At 60.0% G+C, this 17,171-nt stretch carries 10 protein-coding genes; 7 read left to right on the top strand and 3 right to left on the bottom strand.

Annotated elements, in window-relative coordinates:
- The first annotated feature begins 187 nt into the window (after nucleotides 1-187).
- The 3 genes from CPA54_RS06505 to CPA54_RS06495 are packed head-to-tail and all read left to right on the top strand — an operon-like array spanning nucleotide 188 to nucleotide 7,648.
- On the top strand, nucleotides 188-3,565 hold the full coding sequence (locus tag CPA54_RS06505; RefSeq protein ID WP_249085872.1) for a glycosyltransferase: 3,378 nt from the start codon (nucleotides 188-190) through the stop codon (nucleotides 3,563-3,565).
- An 8-nt stretch (nucleotides 3,566-3,573) separates the two neighbouring features.
- Nucleotides 3,574-6,582 (top strand): glycosyltransferase, encoded by a 3,009-nt coding sequence (locus CPA54_RS06500; protein ID WP_249085871.1) that lies wholly within the window; start codon nucleotides 3,574-3,576, stop codon nucleotides 6,580-6,582.
- A 31-nt stretch (nucleotides 6,583-6,613) separates the two neighbouring features.
- A complete protein-coding gene (locus CPA54_RS06495; RefSeq protein ID WP_081562839.1) occupies nucleotides 6,614-7,648 on the top strand; it encodes a glycosyltransferase in 1,035 nt (344 codons plus the stop codon).
- Nucleotides 7,649-7,747: 99 nt separating this feature from the next.
- On the opposite strand, the gene CPA54_RS06490 is transcribed toward CPA54_RS06495, so the two are convergent.
- Nucleotides 7,748-10,480, bottom strand: coding sequence for a pitrilysin family protein (locus CPA54_RS06490; protein ID WP_249080172.1), 2,733 nt, complete (start codon nucleotides 10,478-10,480; stop codon nucleotides 7,748-7,750).
- Nucleotides 10,481-10,628: 148 nt separating this feature from the next.
- Between CPA54_RS06490 and CPA54_RS06485 the strand changes: the two genes are divergently transcribed.
- Nucleotides 10,629-11,159 carry a hypothetical protein gene (locus tag CPA54_RS06485; RefSeq protein ID WP_043558433.1) on the top strand — a complete coding sequence of 177 codons (531 nt, stop codon included), beginning with the start codon at nucleotides 10,629-10,631 and terminating at the stop codon, nucleotides 11,157-11,159.
- The gene (locus tag CPA54_RS06480) at nucleotides 11,149-11,703 is read left to right on the top strand and encodes an MliC family protein (RefSeq protein ID WP_249085870.1); all 555 of its coding nucleotides are present in this window, start codon (nucleotides 11,149-11,151) and stop codon (nucleotides 11,701-11,703) included. The genes CPA54_RS06485 and CPA54_RS06480 overlap by 11 nt, the downstream gene beginning before the upstream one ends.
- Before the next feature lie 168 nt (nucleotides 11,704-11,871).
- On the opposite strand, the gene metE is transcribed toward CPA54_RS06480, so the two are convergent.
- Nucleotides 11,872-14,202, bottom strand: coding sequence for a 5-methyltetrahydropteroyltriglutamate--homocysteine S-methyltransferase (gene metE, locus CPA54_RS06475; RefSeq protein WP_043557978.1), 2,331 nt, complete (start codon nucleotides 14,200-14,202; stop codon nucleotides 11,872-11,874).
- A gap of 253 nt (nucleotides 14,203-14,455) precedes the next feature.
- On the opposite strand from metE, the gene CPA54_RS06470 reads away from it, so the two are divergent.
- Together CPA54_RS06470 and metF are read left to right on the top strand one after the other, a co-directional pair.
- Nucleotides 14,456-15,448 carry a metalloregulator ArsR/SmtB family transcription factor gene (locus CPA54_RS06470; RefSeq protein WP_227449691.1) on the top strand — a complete coding sequence of 331 codons (993 nt, stop codon included), beginning with the start codon at nucleotides 14,456-14,458 and terminating at the stop codon, nucleotides 15,446-15,448.
- A gap of 26 nt (nucleotides 15,449-15,474) precedes the next feature.
- A complete protein-coding gene (gene metF / locus CPA54_RS06465) occupies nucleotides 15,475-16,353 on the top strand; it encodes a methylenetetrahydrofolate reductase [NAD(P)H] (protein WP_043557985.1) in 879 nt (292 codons plus the stop codon).
- Nucleotides 16,354-16,504: 151 nt separating this feature from the next.
- Here the strand turns inward: metF and infC are convergent, their stop codons facing one another.
- Entirely contained in the window at nucleotides 16,505-17,065 is a 561-nt protein-coding gene (infC, locus tag CPA54_RS06460) for a translation initiation factor IF-3 (protein WP_043557988.1), read from the bottom strand.
- Nucleotides 17,066-17,171: the final 106 nt, after the last annotated feature.

The following is a 17,171-nucleotide window of genomic DNA, read 5'->3' as shown; positions in this document are numbered from 1 at the left end:
ATGGATTCAAAGCGGTAAAAGGGCGGCCATTTGGCCGCCCTTTTATTGTTTTGTAATTATGTTGGTGGTAAATCTTTACTGGAGCTGCGCTTCAGACTGGCTCGTCCTCTGTAATTAAGCCGTTCTTACGGTCTGTCTGGTGCGGCCAGACTTGAAGATAGGTTTTTCTTGGAACTCAGGGTTGGCAATGGCGATTATCTACAACACGAATCATACCCATAACCCGAATGCCTATCTGACACTGGCAATACAGCGTGCGGCAGAAGAGCTGTTCGGGAAAGAAAACATTGTCGTTGCCGACAATATGAGTCTGGCCAGTGCGGCGGCCTCCGGCCAGCATGACACCCTGCTCTGTATTGATGGCCAGCGCATCAATCAGGCCCTGATCCGCCGTGTGCGCCCCGCCTTCAAGACCGTGATTCTCTGGACATTTGAAGACCCCTTCATGCAGGAGATAAACGGTCAGCTGGCTCCGCTGTTTGACCATGTTTTCACCAATGATCCGGCCTCCGTGCCAGTCTATCAGGGCAAGGGGCATTATCTGCCGCTGGCTGCGAGTCCCAGCCTGCATGAGCGGCCCGTGCGGGCTGCGGCTGATTGTGAGTATGATCTGTTTTTTGCCGGGACGATGTGGCCCAACCGGGTGCGGACTCTCCGGCGTGTTCTGGCCAGCTTTCCTGATGTAAGGCTGAAGCTTGTCTGCCCGGGCAATGAATATCTTCCCCCGCTGCCGGACGATATTGCTGCACTGGCCCTCCAGCGGCCTGTCAGCCATGAGGCCTTTATTGATTTCGCCAATGCCAGTGCTGTGACGCTGACCATGTTCCGGGACTATGCCAGCCATGGTGATGTCAGCCAGGCGACGGCGCCTGGTCCACGCTATTTTGAGCTTGGCCTCGCAGGGACAGCGCAGGTGGTTGAAGTGGCCCGTGGCATGGATGTCGAGCACTTCAGGAGTGTGGATGGCGTTCATCTGGCCCATGATGATGATGAGGTGGTGGAGAGCATCGCCCGACTGCTGCGGGATCATGAGCTGCGGCAGGACTCCGCCCTGGCGGCGCAGAAGTCGGTCATCGGGCAGCATCTCTATGCGCATCGTCTCCAGTTCATCCGTGAAGTCACGCAGGCGGAGTTCACATGCCATGCTCCGGCCAGTGTGGTGCCGACACCACGCCGCAACCGCCTGCGGGTGCTGATGTGCACCCACTCCACCATTCATGAGCAGGTCTGGGGTGGGGTTGAGGTTTACCAGCGGGAGCTTTGCTCCTTTCTGGGCCGGGAGGTGGAGTTTTTCTTCTGGCTGCGGCGGGGGACGAACTGCCGCCTCCTGTCTGCCAACGGGCATGAGCTGGAGCGTTTCGATATTGCGGAATGCAGCTGGGATGATGTCGTCTGCGATGCGCAGGAAGAGATGCTCTTCTCCAGTGTGCTGAGCCAGTACAATATCGATGTGGTTCACTTCCAGCATCTGGGGCATCACGCTCTTTCCCTGCCGCTCATTGCCAAGGCAAGCGGGGCAGGCGTCCTGTTCTCGGCGCATGATTTCTGGCTGGTGTCATCCCGCTACAACCTGCTGAATCAGGAGATGCGGCATGTGGAGGACCAGTTTGGTTCCGTTCTGGCCATGGATATCATGCTGAAGCAGGCGGAAGGGATCGAGTATGGCGGGGAACAGACCCGCCGTGCCTTCATCGACCGGATGCTGCACCACGTTGATGCCATCATGTTCGGTACGGCCCATTCTCGGGACTTCATGCACAGGATCTACCCTGTGCTGGACAGGAAGATCAGTCTGGTCAACGGGATCCCGAGCCCCGACGTGACGGTACCGGTTGTGCCCAACGCTTACAGGCCGCTGGAAGAACGCCCGCTGGGCGTGGCTGTTGTTGGCAATTTCGCCCGGACCAAGGGAGCGGATACCATCCTTTCCCTGATAGAGGCGGCCCATCCTGATCATTTCCATTTCCACATTCTGGGCTATGTCCATCCGGATTATCAGCCGGTGCTGGAGGGGATGAAACGCCCGAACGTAACGGTGCATGGGCGGTACGAGGTTGGCAATACGGATGTCATGAAACAGGCCGATGTGGCGCTGTTTCTCTCCATATGGCCCGAGACCTACTGCATCTCCCTCTCCGAGGCATGGCAGTACGGACTGGTGCCCATCGTGACGGAAATCGGGGCGCTGGATGACCGTGTGACGGATGGTGTCAATGGCTTCAAGGTACCGGTCAGCCGGGCAGACGTTGTGCTGGAACGTCTGGAGCTTCTGCGGTCTTCGGAGGATATCCGCCGGAAGATGATGGAGGCCATCACGCCTGATCTCTGGACGCATGAAGGAGATTATACGGCCGGGTTGCTCAGCCTTTACAGGGAGCTCGCACCAAAGCGTCTTCTCGGTGTGTCAGACCTGATGCTGGATGCCGGGCAGCTTGGCCTTCTGCCCATCTCTTCCTGGAAGAACCAGGCGCCGCCCCGTCATATTTTTGATCCCCCGCTGGTGCGGGATCTGGCCATCAATCTGCCATCGCACATCAATGACTGGTTCGCCATCCAGGGGGCCAACTGTTATCTGGATGACATCTGCCACCATGTGCTTGTTGAAGGGGCAGAGAAGACCTTCAAATCGGCTGATGAATTCCATCTCCGTGGCTGGCTGTTCATTCCTGGTGTCACGACGGCGGGACAGCTGCATGTCGTGCTGATCAGTGAAGATGAGCGGAGCCCGCTGATCTTCCTGAAGAGCGAGCGGGAAAGCCGGGGGGACATTTCGGAACTGTTCGGTGCCGATGTGCCGCGCCGGTCCGGTTTTTCCGTCAAGGCAGCGCTTCGGGGCAAATGGTGCGAGGGCTGGTACAGGATCGGCCTTGTCAACTCCATCAATGGCCGTGGGGCGTTCCAGCTGCTGGCCTATGGCCTGGAGGTCGAGGGCAGCAAGGTCAAGAGCATCAGGGCCTTCCGTCCGGACAATGATGTGATCCTGAACGATTTTTACAGGGTCGTGAATGATGACAATGTCCTGCGGGGTGTTCCGCTGACCCGTTTCCCGCGAGGGCGCCTCTTTGCGCAGGAGCAGGGGACGCAGTTCTATTTCATGGACCGTCTGGAGCTTCTGGCAGCCAATGAGGATACGACGCTGGTCGTGCCGCCTGAGGAGTGGGGGGGGGTCGTCCTGCGGGGCTGGAGCTTCATGGCGGGGCAGGGCCGGTCTGGTACGGTGTACGCTGCCATGGTCAGTGAGGAGACGGATGAGATCGTCCTTTTCGCCATGTCCCGTTTTGCCCGGGATGATGTCCGGACAGCCCATCACGATGCGCCACTCTGCTCTGGCTTTGAAGGGCTCCTGAGACCATGGAAGGGACGTGTCAGCCCAATGGGCGGCGTCTGGCATCTGGCTCTGGTGAATATCATCGGAGAGATTTTCGGGACGGTCGTGACGGATATCTGCATGCAGATGGAAGGGGGCCGTTGCCAGGCGCTTTACCGTGAAATGCCGACCGACGAGCAGCAGGAGCGTATCCGGCAGCTGGTGCTGGACCTTTCTGACCGACAGTCCCGGCAATGAGTTCTGGCGTGGCGGACAGGGCCGGTGGGCCATTGGGGGGACTGTCACCCCAGTGGCTTGAGTTCCAGCCGCAGTGGTATCTGCTGCGGTACCCTGATGCGCAGGAGCTGATGCTCCAGCATGGCTATGAAGATGCGCAGCGTTTCTACGAGGAGATTGGCTGCCACAGGGGGCATTCGCCCAACCGGTATTTTGATGAGATATGGTATCGGCAGGCCTATCCTGAAGTGCGACGTGGCCTGTTGGAAAAACGCTGGAAGTCCGGCTTCGAGCATTACCGGTCAGAGGGGTATCATCGCTTCTCGCCACACTGGCTGTTTGATGAGGTGGCCTATCGCCGTCGATATCTGGAGCTGACAGACCGTCATCTGGCGGAGCGTGGTTTCTGCAACGGGTATGACCATTACCTCTCCCATGGTGAGGCGCATGGGTTCAGGGCGGGGCCCTTTGTGGATGTGACGCTGCTTCAGGAAATGGCAGGCCGTCATGAGGAGTGGTTCGGCCCGGAGGGGCTGCTGGCCTCATGGCTGGTTCTGCCGGCCTATATCGCAGATGCTGCGCCACTTTCCTGGTATTTTGATGCCCCCTGGTATCTGGAAACCTACCCGCAGGTGCGTGAAGCCATCGAGGCCGGGGATTATGGTAATGCGCTGCATCATTATCTGACAAATCCAACGCCGGAGGCCTTCAATCCGTCGCCCTGGTTCGATGAGGCCTATTACCGCAGGACATCGCCGGATATTCTTCCTTCCGTCGGTGCCGGGGGATTGCGGAATGGGTATGAACATTTCGTTCTGTTCGGGGCGCATGAGGGACGTTCACCAGCAGAGGGAATTGATCTGGCGCTTTATAAACGCCATCCTCTCGTCTGGTCGGATTGTGAGGGCGGTGTCTATGACAGTCCCTTCGCCCGTCTGGTAGCGGAAAAGGCTGGCCATGCCGTACCAGTGGGATGTGAGGACCCTCTTCCTGATGAGGACCAGACCCGCCAGCTGTTCCGGGATGATGCGGCCCTGCATCTGCCTGCCCTCGCCCGTCAGAAGCTGGATTTCCGGGTGCGGGGCATGGCGGAAGTCAGTGTCATCATGGTCGTGCATGACCAGATCGACCTCACCCTTCAGGCTCTGGCGTCCCTGCGGGCTGGATATGATGGAGCCATCGAGCTCATCATCGTGGATTCCGGCTCCTGTGATGAGACATCCGGTCTGGAACAGCTTGTCGAGGGGGCGATCATCCTTCGGCACAGGACCAATATCGGCTATCTGCTGGGCTGCAATGAGGCGCTGGAGCATGTCACGGCACCGGCTGTGCTGTATCTCAACAATGACATACGGCTTTATCCCGATGCGCTGCACCATGCGCTGAAGCGCCTGTATCGTCAGGAAACAACCGGGGCCGTGGCAGCCCGTCTGGTGCGGACCAATCTCTTCCTTCAGGAAGCCGGGTCCATCATCTGGAGGGACGGAGCGACCTATGGATACCGGCGGCAGGATGACCCCAACATTCCCGAGGCCAGCTTCAGCCGGGAGGTCGATTATGGCTCGGCAGCCTTTCTGCTGGTCAGGACAGGGCTGCTCCGGCGTCTTGGTGGGTACGATACCCGGTACTGGCCTGCCTATTTCGAGGATACGGATCTGTGTGTCCGGCTCCAGAAGATCGGGGCCCGGATTGTCTATGAACCGCTGGCGATGGTCGAGCATCTGGAGTTCGGCAGTTCCGGGCAGAGTGGCTCCCATCAGCTCATCCAGCGGCACTGGAAGGTTTTTGCCCAGCAGCATCAGGAGTTCCTGCGTCAGCAGCAGCCCCAGCATATCCGCAATGCCTTGCTGGGGCGCGAGCGGCGCAGGCCGGAGCGGCAGCGTGTCCTGCTGATCGAGGATCGGATTCCCTTGCGGGGTCTGGGTTCAGGCTATGTGCGTTCCAATGATATTGTCCGTGCGCTTGTGGCGCTGGATTATCATGTGACGGTCTTTCCCGTCATGCGGGAGCAGATACCGCCCTTCCTGCTTTACCGGGATTTCCCGGAAGAGGTGGAGCTGGTCTTCAATCAGGACATGTCCACTCTGCTGGAGTTTCTGGAAGAACGGGCCGGGTATTATGACCTGCTCTGGGTCGGGCGGACCCACAACATGGCCCGCCTTCTGCCTCTGCTGAATGAGGCAAGCCGCTTCCTGCCGCATTGTGGCTCCGTCCTGGATACGGAAGTGGTGGCGGCCCCGAGAACTCTCCTTCAGCAGAAGGTGACGGGCCTGATGGCTGATGGCAGCCCGGCTCCGGAGCTTGCGCCGGAAGCCTGGGAGGAAGAGCAGGACCGGCTGCTGGCGGAGGAGCTGCGCTGTGCCCATTACTGCCAGCAGATCGTGGCTGTGACAGAGCATGATGCCGGGCTGATCCGCCGGGCGGGCTATCCCAATGTGATGGTTCTGGGGCATGGCATGGCAGCCGAGCCGACATCCCGGCCTTATGGGGAGCGGCGGGACATCCTCTTCCTTGGGGCCTTCCATAGCGAGGCCTCGCCCAATTACGACAGCATGACGTGGTTTGTCGAAGAGGTCCTGCCTTTGCTGGAGGCGTTGCCGGAAGATGTATGCCTGCACATTGCCGGGTATGTTCATCCTGCCGTGGACATGACCCCGCTGGGACAGCATGACCGCGTCGAGATTCTGGGAGCGGTGGATGATCTTGGTGCACTGTTTGACAGGTACCGGGTGTTTGTGGCGCCGACACGCTTTGCCGGTGGTCTGCCCTTCAAGGTGCATGAAGCTGCTGCCCGGGGTCTGCCCATGGTCGTGACGGATCTGCTTCGGGAGGAGGTGGGCTGGCAGGCTGGGGAGAGCCTGCTGAGCGCACCGGGAACGGACCCGGCAGGTTTTGCCGCAGCGGTGGAGCAGCTGTATGATGATGAAACACTCTGGCAGCGTATCCGCCAGTCTGCCCTGGAGGCTGTGAAACGGGATACCGATCTGGGGCAGTTCAGACATAGATTGAAACAGATTGTGGATGCCTCCCTGAACTGACATGGGGCAAGGCGTTGTGGGGGAGTGACAGATGAGCGCAGGTGAAGGGCAGACCGCCGTGAAGGACAAGGACAGCCGGAAGAAGAACAGGCCCAAAAGAAAAGAGCACAAAGTGCTGCTCTGCAGCGGTGGCCGTTATGAGAGCCACGCCAATGCCCAGGTGCGTGCCACCATCATGGAGGGACTGGAAGACTGCTTTGGCAAAGGGAACGTGGTGTCCGTGCATGTGACGGCCGCTGCCTCGGCCATCCATACCCTTCAGCCAGCCCTGGTGTTTGCCATGGGGTCTTACCTGCCGGAGAGCACCTATTTCGGGGAGGTCTCACGGGCTGCGAAAAAGGTTGGTGCCGTGACGACCTTCTGGGCCACGGAAGACCCCTATGAGCAGGATGCCCATTACCAGATCGCCAATGATTTTGATGTGATCTTTTCCTGCGACCGCTGGGGGCACAATTTCTACCAGCGTGACCGGGTGTTCCATCTGCCGCTGGGGGCCTGCCCCAAACAGCACTATGTGCCGCTCGACAGGCAGGCGGACAAGACCATTGATGTTCTCTTCTGTGGTGTGGCTTTCAGTTCCCGCAAGGAGGTCGTGCGCAACCTCATGCCGGTGCTCCAGCAGCTCAATATCCGTATCATCGGGCCGGGCTGGGGTGAGATGGGTGTGGGCTTCTCAGATGCCCGGATTGAGAAACAGCAGCTCATCGAGTTGTATAGCCGCTCACGTCTGGTGCTGAATCTGGGCCGCTCCCTGCATTTTGAGAACAAGCGCTTCATGATTTCCCCGTCCACGCCGGGCCCACGCACGTTCGAGGCTGCAGCGGCCGGGGCTTTCCAGGTTTTTCATGAGGAAACCTATGAGCTGCGCCGGTATTATGAAGCAGACGAGATTCCGGTTTTCTCGAACCGTGATGATTTCGAGCAGATCGTGAACCGGTATCTGCGGGATGATGACCTGCGGTTCGAGATGGCCAGGAAGGCGCAGGAGCGGACCATGAAGGAGCATCTGTATGGCAACCGCATCCTCCAGGCCGTGAATTATCTGATGGATGAGGGCCTGCTCTGACCTGCAGTGCGCCATGGGTCACGCTGACGTGTGGCAGGTATGGAAAAGGGCACCCGTGGGGGTGCCCTTTTTTCGTTCAGGGGGTTGAATGACTGCCCTTCATCGTGCCGGTGCGGGCCCCATGATGATGCGGGCCAGGTCTGTCGGGCGGATCCACCGGGCGAAGGCTTTCTGCACATCCGTTGCTGTCATTTCATAAACGGCTTTGGCGGCCTTGTCCGGGTTGTCCAGCGGCAGGTCGAGATCAATCAGAGAGAGCCAGAGACCGGCAAGGGAATCGAAGCTGGCCCGGCTCATCGGGAAACTGCGCAGAAGGCTGGCCTTGGCGAGGTCCAGCGTCTCGTCAGAGACAGGTTTTGTCCTCAGCCGGTTCAGGTCCTTGATGGCCAGGGCCTGTGCGGCGGGTACTTTGGCCGGGTCCGCTCCGAAGGTGATGGAGAAACTGCTGCGTGTGCGGCTGTAATTCAGTGCACTGCCAACACCATAGACATACCCTGTACGGACACGGAGGTCCTGCATCAGGAGGGATGAGAAGCCATCACCCAGAATGGTGTTGCCGACGGCCAGAGCATGACGGTCCGGGTTGGTGACGGTCAGGCCCAGTGTTTCTGTCAGTGTTACCTTGTCCTGGGAGCGCCCGGGGTCGGCAACCACCGTTCTGCTGGCACGGCTGGGGGGAATTGGCGGCAGGTCAATCTGCGGGGCCGGTCCCTTGGCCTGCCAGCTGCCAAAGGCAGCCGTGATTTTCTGTACGGCATCCTCTGGCGTAATGTCCCCGATGATGACGATGGTTGTCAGGTCTGGCCGGTAGGCCAGCCGGTAATAGGTGTTCACATCATTGAGGCTGAGGGCCCGGATACTCTCTGGCGTGGCTTCACGCAGGGTCGGGTCCTTTGCCGGGACCAGTGCTTTCTTGACAGCCCGGCCGAAGCGATAGGCGGGGGATTGCAACGTGCCCTGCTGGCTGCGGGCTTCCTGCTCCCGTGTGATGACGAAGGCCTGGGCTGGGAAGGCTGGGTGCAGCTCGTGCTCTGCCAGAAGGGACAGGCCCGTGGTGAAGGAATCTGTCAGGGTGCTGAGGCTGAAGCTGCTTCCGGCTTCTTCTTCGGCAGAGATGTCATCAAGGGCACGGGCCAGCGAGAGCCGGTCATGCTGCGTGCTGCCATAGAGGAAAAGCCGGTCCGTCAGGGAGGCTATACCCTCCTTGCCCTGTGGCTGCTCCAGGGCGGGGTTCTGGCGGATGCTGCCATACAGCTCGATTGTATGGCTTACATGCTCGGGCTGGACAATCAGCCGCAGGCCGTTGGGCAGTGTGGTGGCATAAGGCTGGGGGGAGGCTGGGGGCAGGGTCAGCCGGGCAAGAGCCTGCTCTGCCCAGTCCGGCAGGGTGACATGCTCCTTGGGCGGATTGGTGAAGGATTCGGCACCACCAAAGCCTTTATCTGCCAGCGGCTTGCCAGAGTTGCTGGGTGTCAGCGTCGCACTGATGGCGTGGTTGGGGTCCAGCCATTCCTGTGCCAGAGCATCAATATCGGCTTTGGTGACGGTCTGGAAGGCCCGGATCATGTCACGGGGATTGTGCAGGTGCTGGATGGCCACAGCCTGGGACCAGCTTTCCGCCTGTCCGCTGATGCTGTTGGCGTTGAATTCCAGCGCAGCGATTTCCCGCCGCCGTGCCGCTTCGATGAGGTCTGCCGGCAGGCCTGAGGAGCGGTAATGCTCCAGAATGGAGGCCATCTTCACCCGGACCGGGTCTGGATTGCCACCCTGCGGGAAGACCGCATAGGCCGTGGCAATGCCGCCCTGGGCTTCTGGTGCATACATGAAGCCGGTCTCAAGTGCTGTTCCCTGCGGGACGAGGGCAAAGAGATCAGCCCGCTGGCTGGCCAGCACGTCGGCCAGAAGCGTGGCGGCGGCAAAGCGGGGGTCACGCTGCCCGGGCATCTGCCATGCCAGCGTGACCAGTCCAGCTGGCAGGTCCGTTGGCAGGGACAGGGTCTGGCTGGCGACAGGTTTCGGCACAACCCGTGGGTGTTCTGGCAGGGTGCGGGCTGGCAGGGACCCAAAAGCGGCGTCAACCTTCTTCAGCGTTTCGGTCGGGTCCACATCTCCGGTGATGACCAGCACGGCATTGTTGGGGGCGTACCAGCTTTCATAGAACTGCCGCAGCTGATCGACCGTCGTGGCATCGAAGGACGGGCGGCTGCCCAAGGCATCGGCTTCGTATGGTGTCCCCTTGTAGAGCAGGCCTCGCACCTGTGAGAGGTAACGATAGATCGGGCTGGAGAGATCACGGGAGACTTCCTGCTCGATGGCACCGCGCTCATGTGCCCATTCATCTCCGCTCAGAGTCAGGCCCTCCATCCTGCCTGCTTCGATACGCAGGAGAATGTCCAGATCACTGGCAGGGGCGGTGAAGTAATACTGGGTGACGTCTGCTGTCGTATCGGCATTGTCGTTGTTGCCGAGCCGTGCGCTGAGTGTGGCCAGCTGGTCCCGGCTGAGGGACTTCGAGCCATTGAACATCATGTGTTCAAGCGCATGGGCCGTACCGGGAAACCCTTTGGGGGTATCCACGGACCCGACTTCGTAATTCATCATTGTCTGCACGACCGGGGCCAGATGGTTCTGGACGATGATGACACGCAGGCCGTTCTTCAGGGTCGCCCGGGTAACGCCTTCCTCATCGGTTGTGGTCAGGGCAGCTGGTGCCGCTGGGGTCCGGGTCGGCTGGGGAGGCGTTTCGGCCAGGGCGGGCAGGGCCGTGAGGCTGGTGGTCAGCAGTGTGACCGCAAGCAGGGCCGGACGGAACAGTGAAGCGGGTAGAGCCATGAGGGCTGCGCATCCTTTCAGCAGGGGAAGGGTCTGTGTCTGTTTTCGGTGTGTTGGTTACATATCGTCAAGGGGTGTGTTCTGTTATACTCCCGGCCAGGAGTCAGGCCACGCCAAGATGGCATGGTATCAGAGAAAAGGAGACAGGATGAAGGAGGGGGTTCTTCAGGCACTGGATGATTTCATTCTGGACAGGCTGTTCCAGCCCGTTGCGGACCGTCTGCCGGGTGCCATGTCTGCCTGGAGCATCGGCATCAATTTTGAGCTTGGGTCCGTCGTTCTCCAGTTTGCCTGCCTTCTGGCACCGTTGCTGATGTACGGGGCCTCCATCAGCGAGAGTGTCCAGTCCGTTCTGGTACTTCTGTGCAGTATCGTGCTGTTTGTCGGCTTCCAGCGGTTCCGCCCATTGGTGAGGCCGAACACGCTCAATCCCCTGCGCCCGCTGATGCGCAGCCTGCGGCTGATCTGTCTGGCCTTTCTGGTCTATGAGACCATATCCGTTTTCATGGCTCCGTCTTCTCCGGCCACATGGTTGTGGAACCGTCTGGGCCTGCTGTCGCAGCTGGCGTTTGTGACGGGTCTGTATTTCATGGCCTGCCAGCCCCGTCCGCCGGAGGAAGAACGCAGGGCCGCAAGACGTCGTGTCGAACTGAGAGGAGTCGTGACTGATGGCATATGACCGGATGAAGGTAGCCTCCCTGTGTGGGCTGCTGCTGGGCGTGGTCTGGACTGGGGGGCATGAGGCCGTGGCAGGTGATGAAACGGCTGCGTCTCTCCAGGCTCAGTCTGTCGCACCGGTACAGGACAGAAAGCCTGGTCCATCACCCCGCAAAAAGGCCGTCCCAGCCCGGAAGGCCGAGAATCATCTCCTGATTCCCCTGCCGGCCGATGAGGTCGTGGGGCGGCAGGATGTCGATTATACATGCAGCCTGGATGAGAAGAAGGCGGGTGATGATGTCCGGTCCCTGCGGACTTCCCTGCCTGCTGGCCGTTTCACGGTGACCTATCTGACAGCAGATATCATGGCATTGGCCATTCTGCCCGTGGATGGTCGTGTGCTGGTGTTTTCCAATGTCGTGGCGGCTGATGGTGCCAAATATGTGGCAGGCAGCTATAGCTGGTGGTCGAAGGGTGATGAGGTCACGTTTGCCCGTGAGGGGAAGGATGATGTGTTCTTTTCCTGCCATGTCGTCCCTTCCGGTGGGAAAACGGCTGATCATTGAGCATGGGGCAGATGCCCTGCAACAATGGAAGCGGAAATACAGAAAAGGGCTCCCCAGAGAGGGAGCCCTTTCCATGTGGGGGAGACTGTTTTAAATCGCCCCCCGGAACCCGGCTTCATTGGATGGATCGTGCTAGGTAACGAAGCCGGGTTCCATCTCTTTCAGCCTTCAGCCACGCAGGATCTCGGCAGCCTTGACCATGTTGGTGATGGCCGGGCGGACTTCCTTCCAGTTGCGGGTCTTCAGGCCGCAATCCGGGTTCACCCAGAGCTGGCGGCGGGCAACCTTCTTCTCTGCCGCACGCAGCAGCTCGACCATTTCCTCGACGGACGGAACACGGGGGGAGTGGATGTCATACACGCCCGGGCCGATCTCGGCAGGGTATTTGTGATCGGTGAAGGCTTCCAGCAGTTCCATCTTGGAGCGTGCCGTCTCGATGGAGATCACGTCAGCATCCATGTCGGCGATGGCCTGGATGATGTCGTTGAACTCGGAGTAGCACATGTGGGTGTGGATCTGCGTTCTGTCCTGCACGCCGCTGGCCGTGACACGGAAGCTTTCCACGGCCCAGTCCAGATAATGCTGCCAGTCCTTGCGGCGCAGGGGGAGACCCTCACGCAGGGCGGCTTCGTCAATCTGGATGACGGGGCAGCCAGCCTTCTCCAGGTCCTGCACTTCGTCACGGATGGCGAAGGCGATCTGGCGGCATGTCTCCGAGCGTGGCTGATCGTCACGGACGAAGGACCAGTTCAGGATCGTGACCGGGCCTGTCAGCATCCCCTTTACCGGCTTCCTAGAGCAGGACTGTGCATACTGCCACCAGTCGAGCGTCATGGCTGCCGGGCGGGAGACATCACCAAAGATGATGGGCGGGCGGACATAGCGGGAACCGTAGGACTGCACCCAGGCATGTTTGGTGAAGACGAAGCCTGAAAGCTTCTCACCAAAATACTGCACCATGTCGTTGCGCTCGAATTCGCCATGCACGAGGACGTCCAGCCCGACTTCTTCCTGCCACTTGATGGCGGATGCCGTCTCCTTCTGGAGGAAGGCCACGTAATCCTGCGTGGAGAGTTCCTTCTTGGCGTGGCGGGCACGGGCCTGACGCACTTCCTTCGTCTGCGGGAAGGAGCCGATGGTGGTGGTGGGGAAGAGCGGCAGCTTCAGGGCCTCTTCCTGCGCCTTCTGGCGGACAGGGAAGGCGGACTGACGCTGTGTCAGCTTGGCATCCTTCTGGGCGGCACGCTTCTTCACATCCTGATTATGGATGCGTGTGGAGGTGCGGCGGCTCTCGGCAGCAGCATCGGAGGCGTCCAGAACGGCCTTCACACTCTCATGGCCTTCGTTGAGGGCCTTGGCGATGGTGGCGAGTTCGGCAATCTTCTGCACGGCAAAGGCCAGCCAGTTCTTCACCTCGGCATCCAGCTGCGTCTCACGCTCCAGATCAATCGGCGTGTGCAGCAGGGAGCAGGACGGGGCCACGATGATGTCACGCTTGGCGGCAACCGGAGCGATGTGCTTCAGAATTCTGGAAAGGTCGGCCTTCCAGATGTTCCGGCCATCAATCACGCCGAGGGAGAGCAGCAGGTCCGGGCGTGCCTTGGCAACGACGTCCTCCAGCTGGTGCGGGGCACGGACCAGATCGACATGCAGGCCATGAACCGGCAGGGACAGGGCTGTCTCCAGATTGTCACCGAGCCCGCCGAAATAGGTCGTCAGCAGCAGCCTGATGTCAGGAACGGCACTGGTGAGGCTCTGATAGGCCAGGGCAAAAGCCTTGCGGGTGGCATCATCAAGGTCCAGCACCAGGGTCGGCTCATCAATCTGGACCCATTCGGCCCCAGCCTGACGCAGCTCACGCAGCACCTCGGTATAGACGGAGAGCAGCCCCGGCAGCAGGTCCAGCTTGTTGAAGGCGGCACCGTGGGCCTTGCCCAGCAGCAGGAAGCTTACCGGCCCCAGCAGGACAGGGCGTGTCTCGATGCCCTGGGCCTTGGCTTCCCTGTATTCGTCAATGATCTTGGTGGAGGAGAGGCTGAAGCTCTGCCCTTCTTTGAATTCCGGCACGAGGTAGTGATAGTTCGTGTCGAACCACTTCGTCATTTCCGCAGCGGGAACATCGGTGGCGGCATGGTGATGACAGGAACAGTCGTGGGCATGGTCCCCGGCCTCTTCCCCACCGGCGACCTGACGGCCACGGGCGATGGCAAAATAGGTGGTGAGGTCCACCTTGCCACCCTTGTGGCCATAGATATCCGGCACGGCTCCGACCAGGGCGCTGGTATCCAGCACATGGTCATAGAGGGAGAAATCGTTGGAGGGGATGATGTCCGCTCCCTGCTCCTTCTGGCGGGTCCAGTTCTCCTTGCGGAGGCTGGCGGCGGTCTGGAGCAGCTCGGCCTCGCTGCTGTTGCCGGCCCAGAAACTTTCCAGAGCCTTTTTCAGTTCACGGCGACCACCGATACGGGGAAAGCCCAGTGTTGCGACGCGTACGGTCATGACATGCCTCCTGGCGTTGGGTGGGAACCGTTCCATTTGCCTTCCACCACCCTGCGGGATGTGCCGCCGGGGGAGAAAGGCAAACGGGCGGGCGGTATCTGCCCCACCGATGAGATCGGGACTGCCTCCGGGAGGCAGCCGGGAAAAGCGTCCGGTCCATCCCCTGCACGGGGTGGGGAGACAGGCCGGGCTGTGCTTCGGGAACCAGAAGTGACAGGGCTTTTTAAATGTGTCAACAGATATTGCATATATAATGAAGTCATTATATATAGTCTGCATGGATCGTGCTCTTATAATCTTTCAGGCTCTTGCAGAGCCGACGCGTCTGAGAATTTTGCGCCTGCTGCGCGAAATGGAGTTGTCAGTTGGCGAACTGGCCCAGGTTCTGGGCCAGAGCCAGCCGCGGGTTTCCCGGCATGTAAAGGTGCTGGCGGAGGCCGAACTGGTGGAGCGCCGCAAAGAAGGAAGCTGGGTTTTTCTTGCCCTCGGGGACGAGAATGACTTGGAGCCCATTTTTGCAGCGTTGGACCATTGGCGGCGTTATCACGAGGAGGATGATGACGAGATGGGCCGGGCGGACCGGCAACGCCTCCAGGCCGTGCGGAATGTCCGTATGGGTGAGGCCGAGGACTGGTTTGAGGTTCATGCAGCGGAGTGGGATGCGATTCGCTCCCTGCATGTTTCGGAAGAATCGGTCGAGTCGGCCATCGTGAAACTGGTGGGTGATGGACCGCTCGGGCGTGTTGTGGATATCGGGACGGGGACAGGGCGCATGCTCGAGCTTCTGGCCCCGCAGTGTGAAAGCGCCATCGGGTTTGACCGCAGCCCCTCCATGTTGAGGTTGGCCCGGGTCAAGCTGGAAGAGAACCGGACGGCGGATGGAGAAGAGATCAAGCTGCGGCAGGGCAATTTCTATGCCCTGCCACTGGCTGCAGGCTCGGCTGATCTGACCATTCTGCATCAGGCGCTGCGTTATGCGCAGCACCCGGCCGCCGTCATTGCCGAGTCGGCCCGGATTCTCAGCCCCGGCGGGCGTCTTCTGGTGGTGGATTTTGCCCTGCATGACCGTGAGGAACTCCGCACACGGGATGCCCACATGTATCTCGGCTTCAGTGATGACCGCATGAAACAATGGTTCGAGGCGGCAGGGCTGGAAGCAGACCCCCCTGTCTCTCTCGATGGAGAATTGACGGTGAAGCTCTGGATGGGCCGCTTGCCGTTGGATCAGCAATCAAGGGTTACGTAGAACCGTATGTAAAAGGAACTGGCATCATGCCTGAGGTCTCATTTGAATTCTTCCCGGCGAAAACGGATGAAAAATCCGCAGCTCTGCTGCGTGTCGCCCAGCGGCTCACGGCTTATGAGCCCCGCTTCATGTCTGTCACCTATGGGGCAGGCGGTTCCTCACGGGAACGGACTCTGGAGACCTTGCGGCAGATGTTGGCCAGGGTATCGACTCCTCTTGCGGGGCATCTGACCTGCGTCAATGCGTCCCGGGGAGAGGTGGACGATGTGGCCAGAGCCTATTGGGACAATGGAGTGAAGCATATCGTAGCTTTGCGGGGGGATCCGCCGGTGGCAAAAGGGGCGGCGGCAACGCCCTACGTGCCACACCCGCAGGGCTACCGCTATGCAGCAGACCTCGTGGCGGGGTTGAAGAAGGTTGCTCCTTTCGAGATTTCTGTCGCAGCTTATCCGGAGACTCATCCGGAAGCGGAGTCGTCCCAGTCAGACATCGATCATCTCAAGGAGAAGTTTGATGCCGGGGCAGACAGGGCCATCACGCAGTTTTTTTTCAACCCCGAGAGTTTTCTGCGTTTTCGGGATCGTGCCGTGAAGGCAGGAATCACCAGGCCCATCGTGCCGGGCATCCTGCCCATAGGTCGGGCGTCGCAGGCATGGCGCTTTGCCCGGATGTGCGGTGCCTCCGTGCCGGAGGAACTCAAAGCCCTGTTTGAGGGGGTGGATGATCTGGCTCCGATCCGCTCCCGCCTGAGTGCCGTGGTGACAGACCGCATCTGCCAGCGTCTGAGAGATGAAGGGGTGGAGCATTTCCATTTCTACACGCTCAATCAGAGCGCACCCACGTCAACTCTCTGCACGTTGCTGGGCCGCCAGCGCTGCCATGCTCTGGTGGAGAACGTGGCCTGAGGGTGTTCCCGTACTCATGCGCTCCTTCTTCACCGGAGGGGCGCTGCAACGTGGGGTCATGAAGGTAAAAACCCCCGGCTCTGCCATGCAGGACCGGGGGTTTTCATGGAGCATGTCTCAAGCCACCTTCAGGACAGGGTGGCCGGAAACATCATTTGGTGTCCCGCTGCTTGCTCGGGGCCAGAATCATGATCATCTGGCGATTCTCAAGGCGAGGCATCTGTTCGGCCTTGGCAATATCTTCCACGGACTCACGGATGCGATGCATCATCTTGGCACCGAGGTCCTGATGGGCCACTTCACGTCCTTTGAAGCGCAGGGAAACCTTGACCTTGTCACCTTCCTCCAGGAAGGAGCGGACGGCCTTGGCCTTGGTCTGGAAGTCGTGCTCACCCGTACCCGGGCGGACCTTCACTTCCTTGATCTCGATGACCTTCTGCTTCTTGCGGGCTTCGTTACGTTTCTTCTGCTGTTCGTACTTGAACTTGCCGTAATCGAGGATCTTCGCAACCGGGGGCTCCGCCGTCGGGCTGATTTCCAGCAGGTCCAGTCCTTCAGAAAAAGCACGGGAAAGAGCCTCACGCGTCGGCATGATGCCGATCATTTCGCCTTCGGCGTCGATAACACGTACCTGCGGCACCCGGATCTCTTCATTGACACGTGGCCCATCGCGGTTCGGGGCGGCGTGAAACGGCGGTCTAGCTATGGTCATCTCCTGTTGATGCTGCGGCCCCATCACTGATGAAAGAGCAACGGGACTCAAACTACCTGTTCAGATTCATACCCCCCGCACCGGTATGGTGCAAGGGGGCAGACGC

Origin of the sequence: Parasaccharibacter sp. TMW2.1890, from assembly GCF_023337645.1 — a bacterium.
Lineage (GTDB): Bacteria > Pseudomonadota > Alphaproteobacteria > Acetobacterales > Acetobacteraceae > Bombella > Bombella apis.
This window is presented reverse-complemented; position numbering and strand designations above follow the sequence as displayed.

Coding starts and splice junctions, on each gene's coding strand:
- metF (WP_043557985.1), top strand. CDS start 15,475: ATGCCTGAGGTCTCATTTGAATTCTTCCCGGCGAAAACGGATGAAAAA.
- CPA54_RS06490 (WP_249080172.1), bottom strand. CDS start 10,480: ATGGCTCTACCCGCTTCACTGTTCCGTCCGGCCCTGCTTGCGGTCACA.
- CPA54_RS06485 (WP_043558433.1), top strand. CDS start 10,629: ATGAAGGAGGGGGTTCTTCAGGCACTGGATGATTTCATTCTGGACAGG.
- CPA54_RS06505 (WP_249085872.1), top strand. CDS start 188: ATGGCGATTATCTACAACACGAATCATACCCATAACCCGAATGCCTAT.
- CPA54_RS06480 (WP_249085870.1), top strand. CDS start 11,149: ATGGCATATGACCGGATGAAGGTAGCCTCCCTGTGTGGGCTGCTGCTG.
- metE (WP_043557978.1), bottom strand. CDS start 14,202: ATGACCGTACGCGTCGCAACACTGGGCTTTCCCCGTATCGGTGGTCGC.
- CPA54_RS06470 (WP_227449691.1), top strand. CDS start 14,456: ATGAAGTCATTATATATAGTCTGCATGGATCGTGCTCTTATAATCTTT.
- CPA54_RS06495 (WP_081562839.1), top strand. CDS start 6,614: ATGAGCGCAGGTGAAGGGCAGACCGCCGTGAAGGACAAGGACAGCCGG.
- infC (WP_043557988.1), bottom strand. CDS start 17,065: ATGACCATAGCTAGACCGCCGTTTCACGCCGCCCCGAACCGCGATGGG.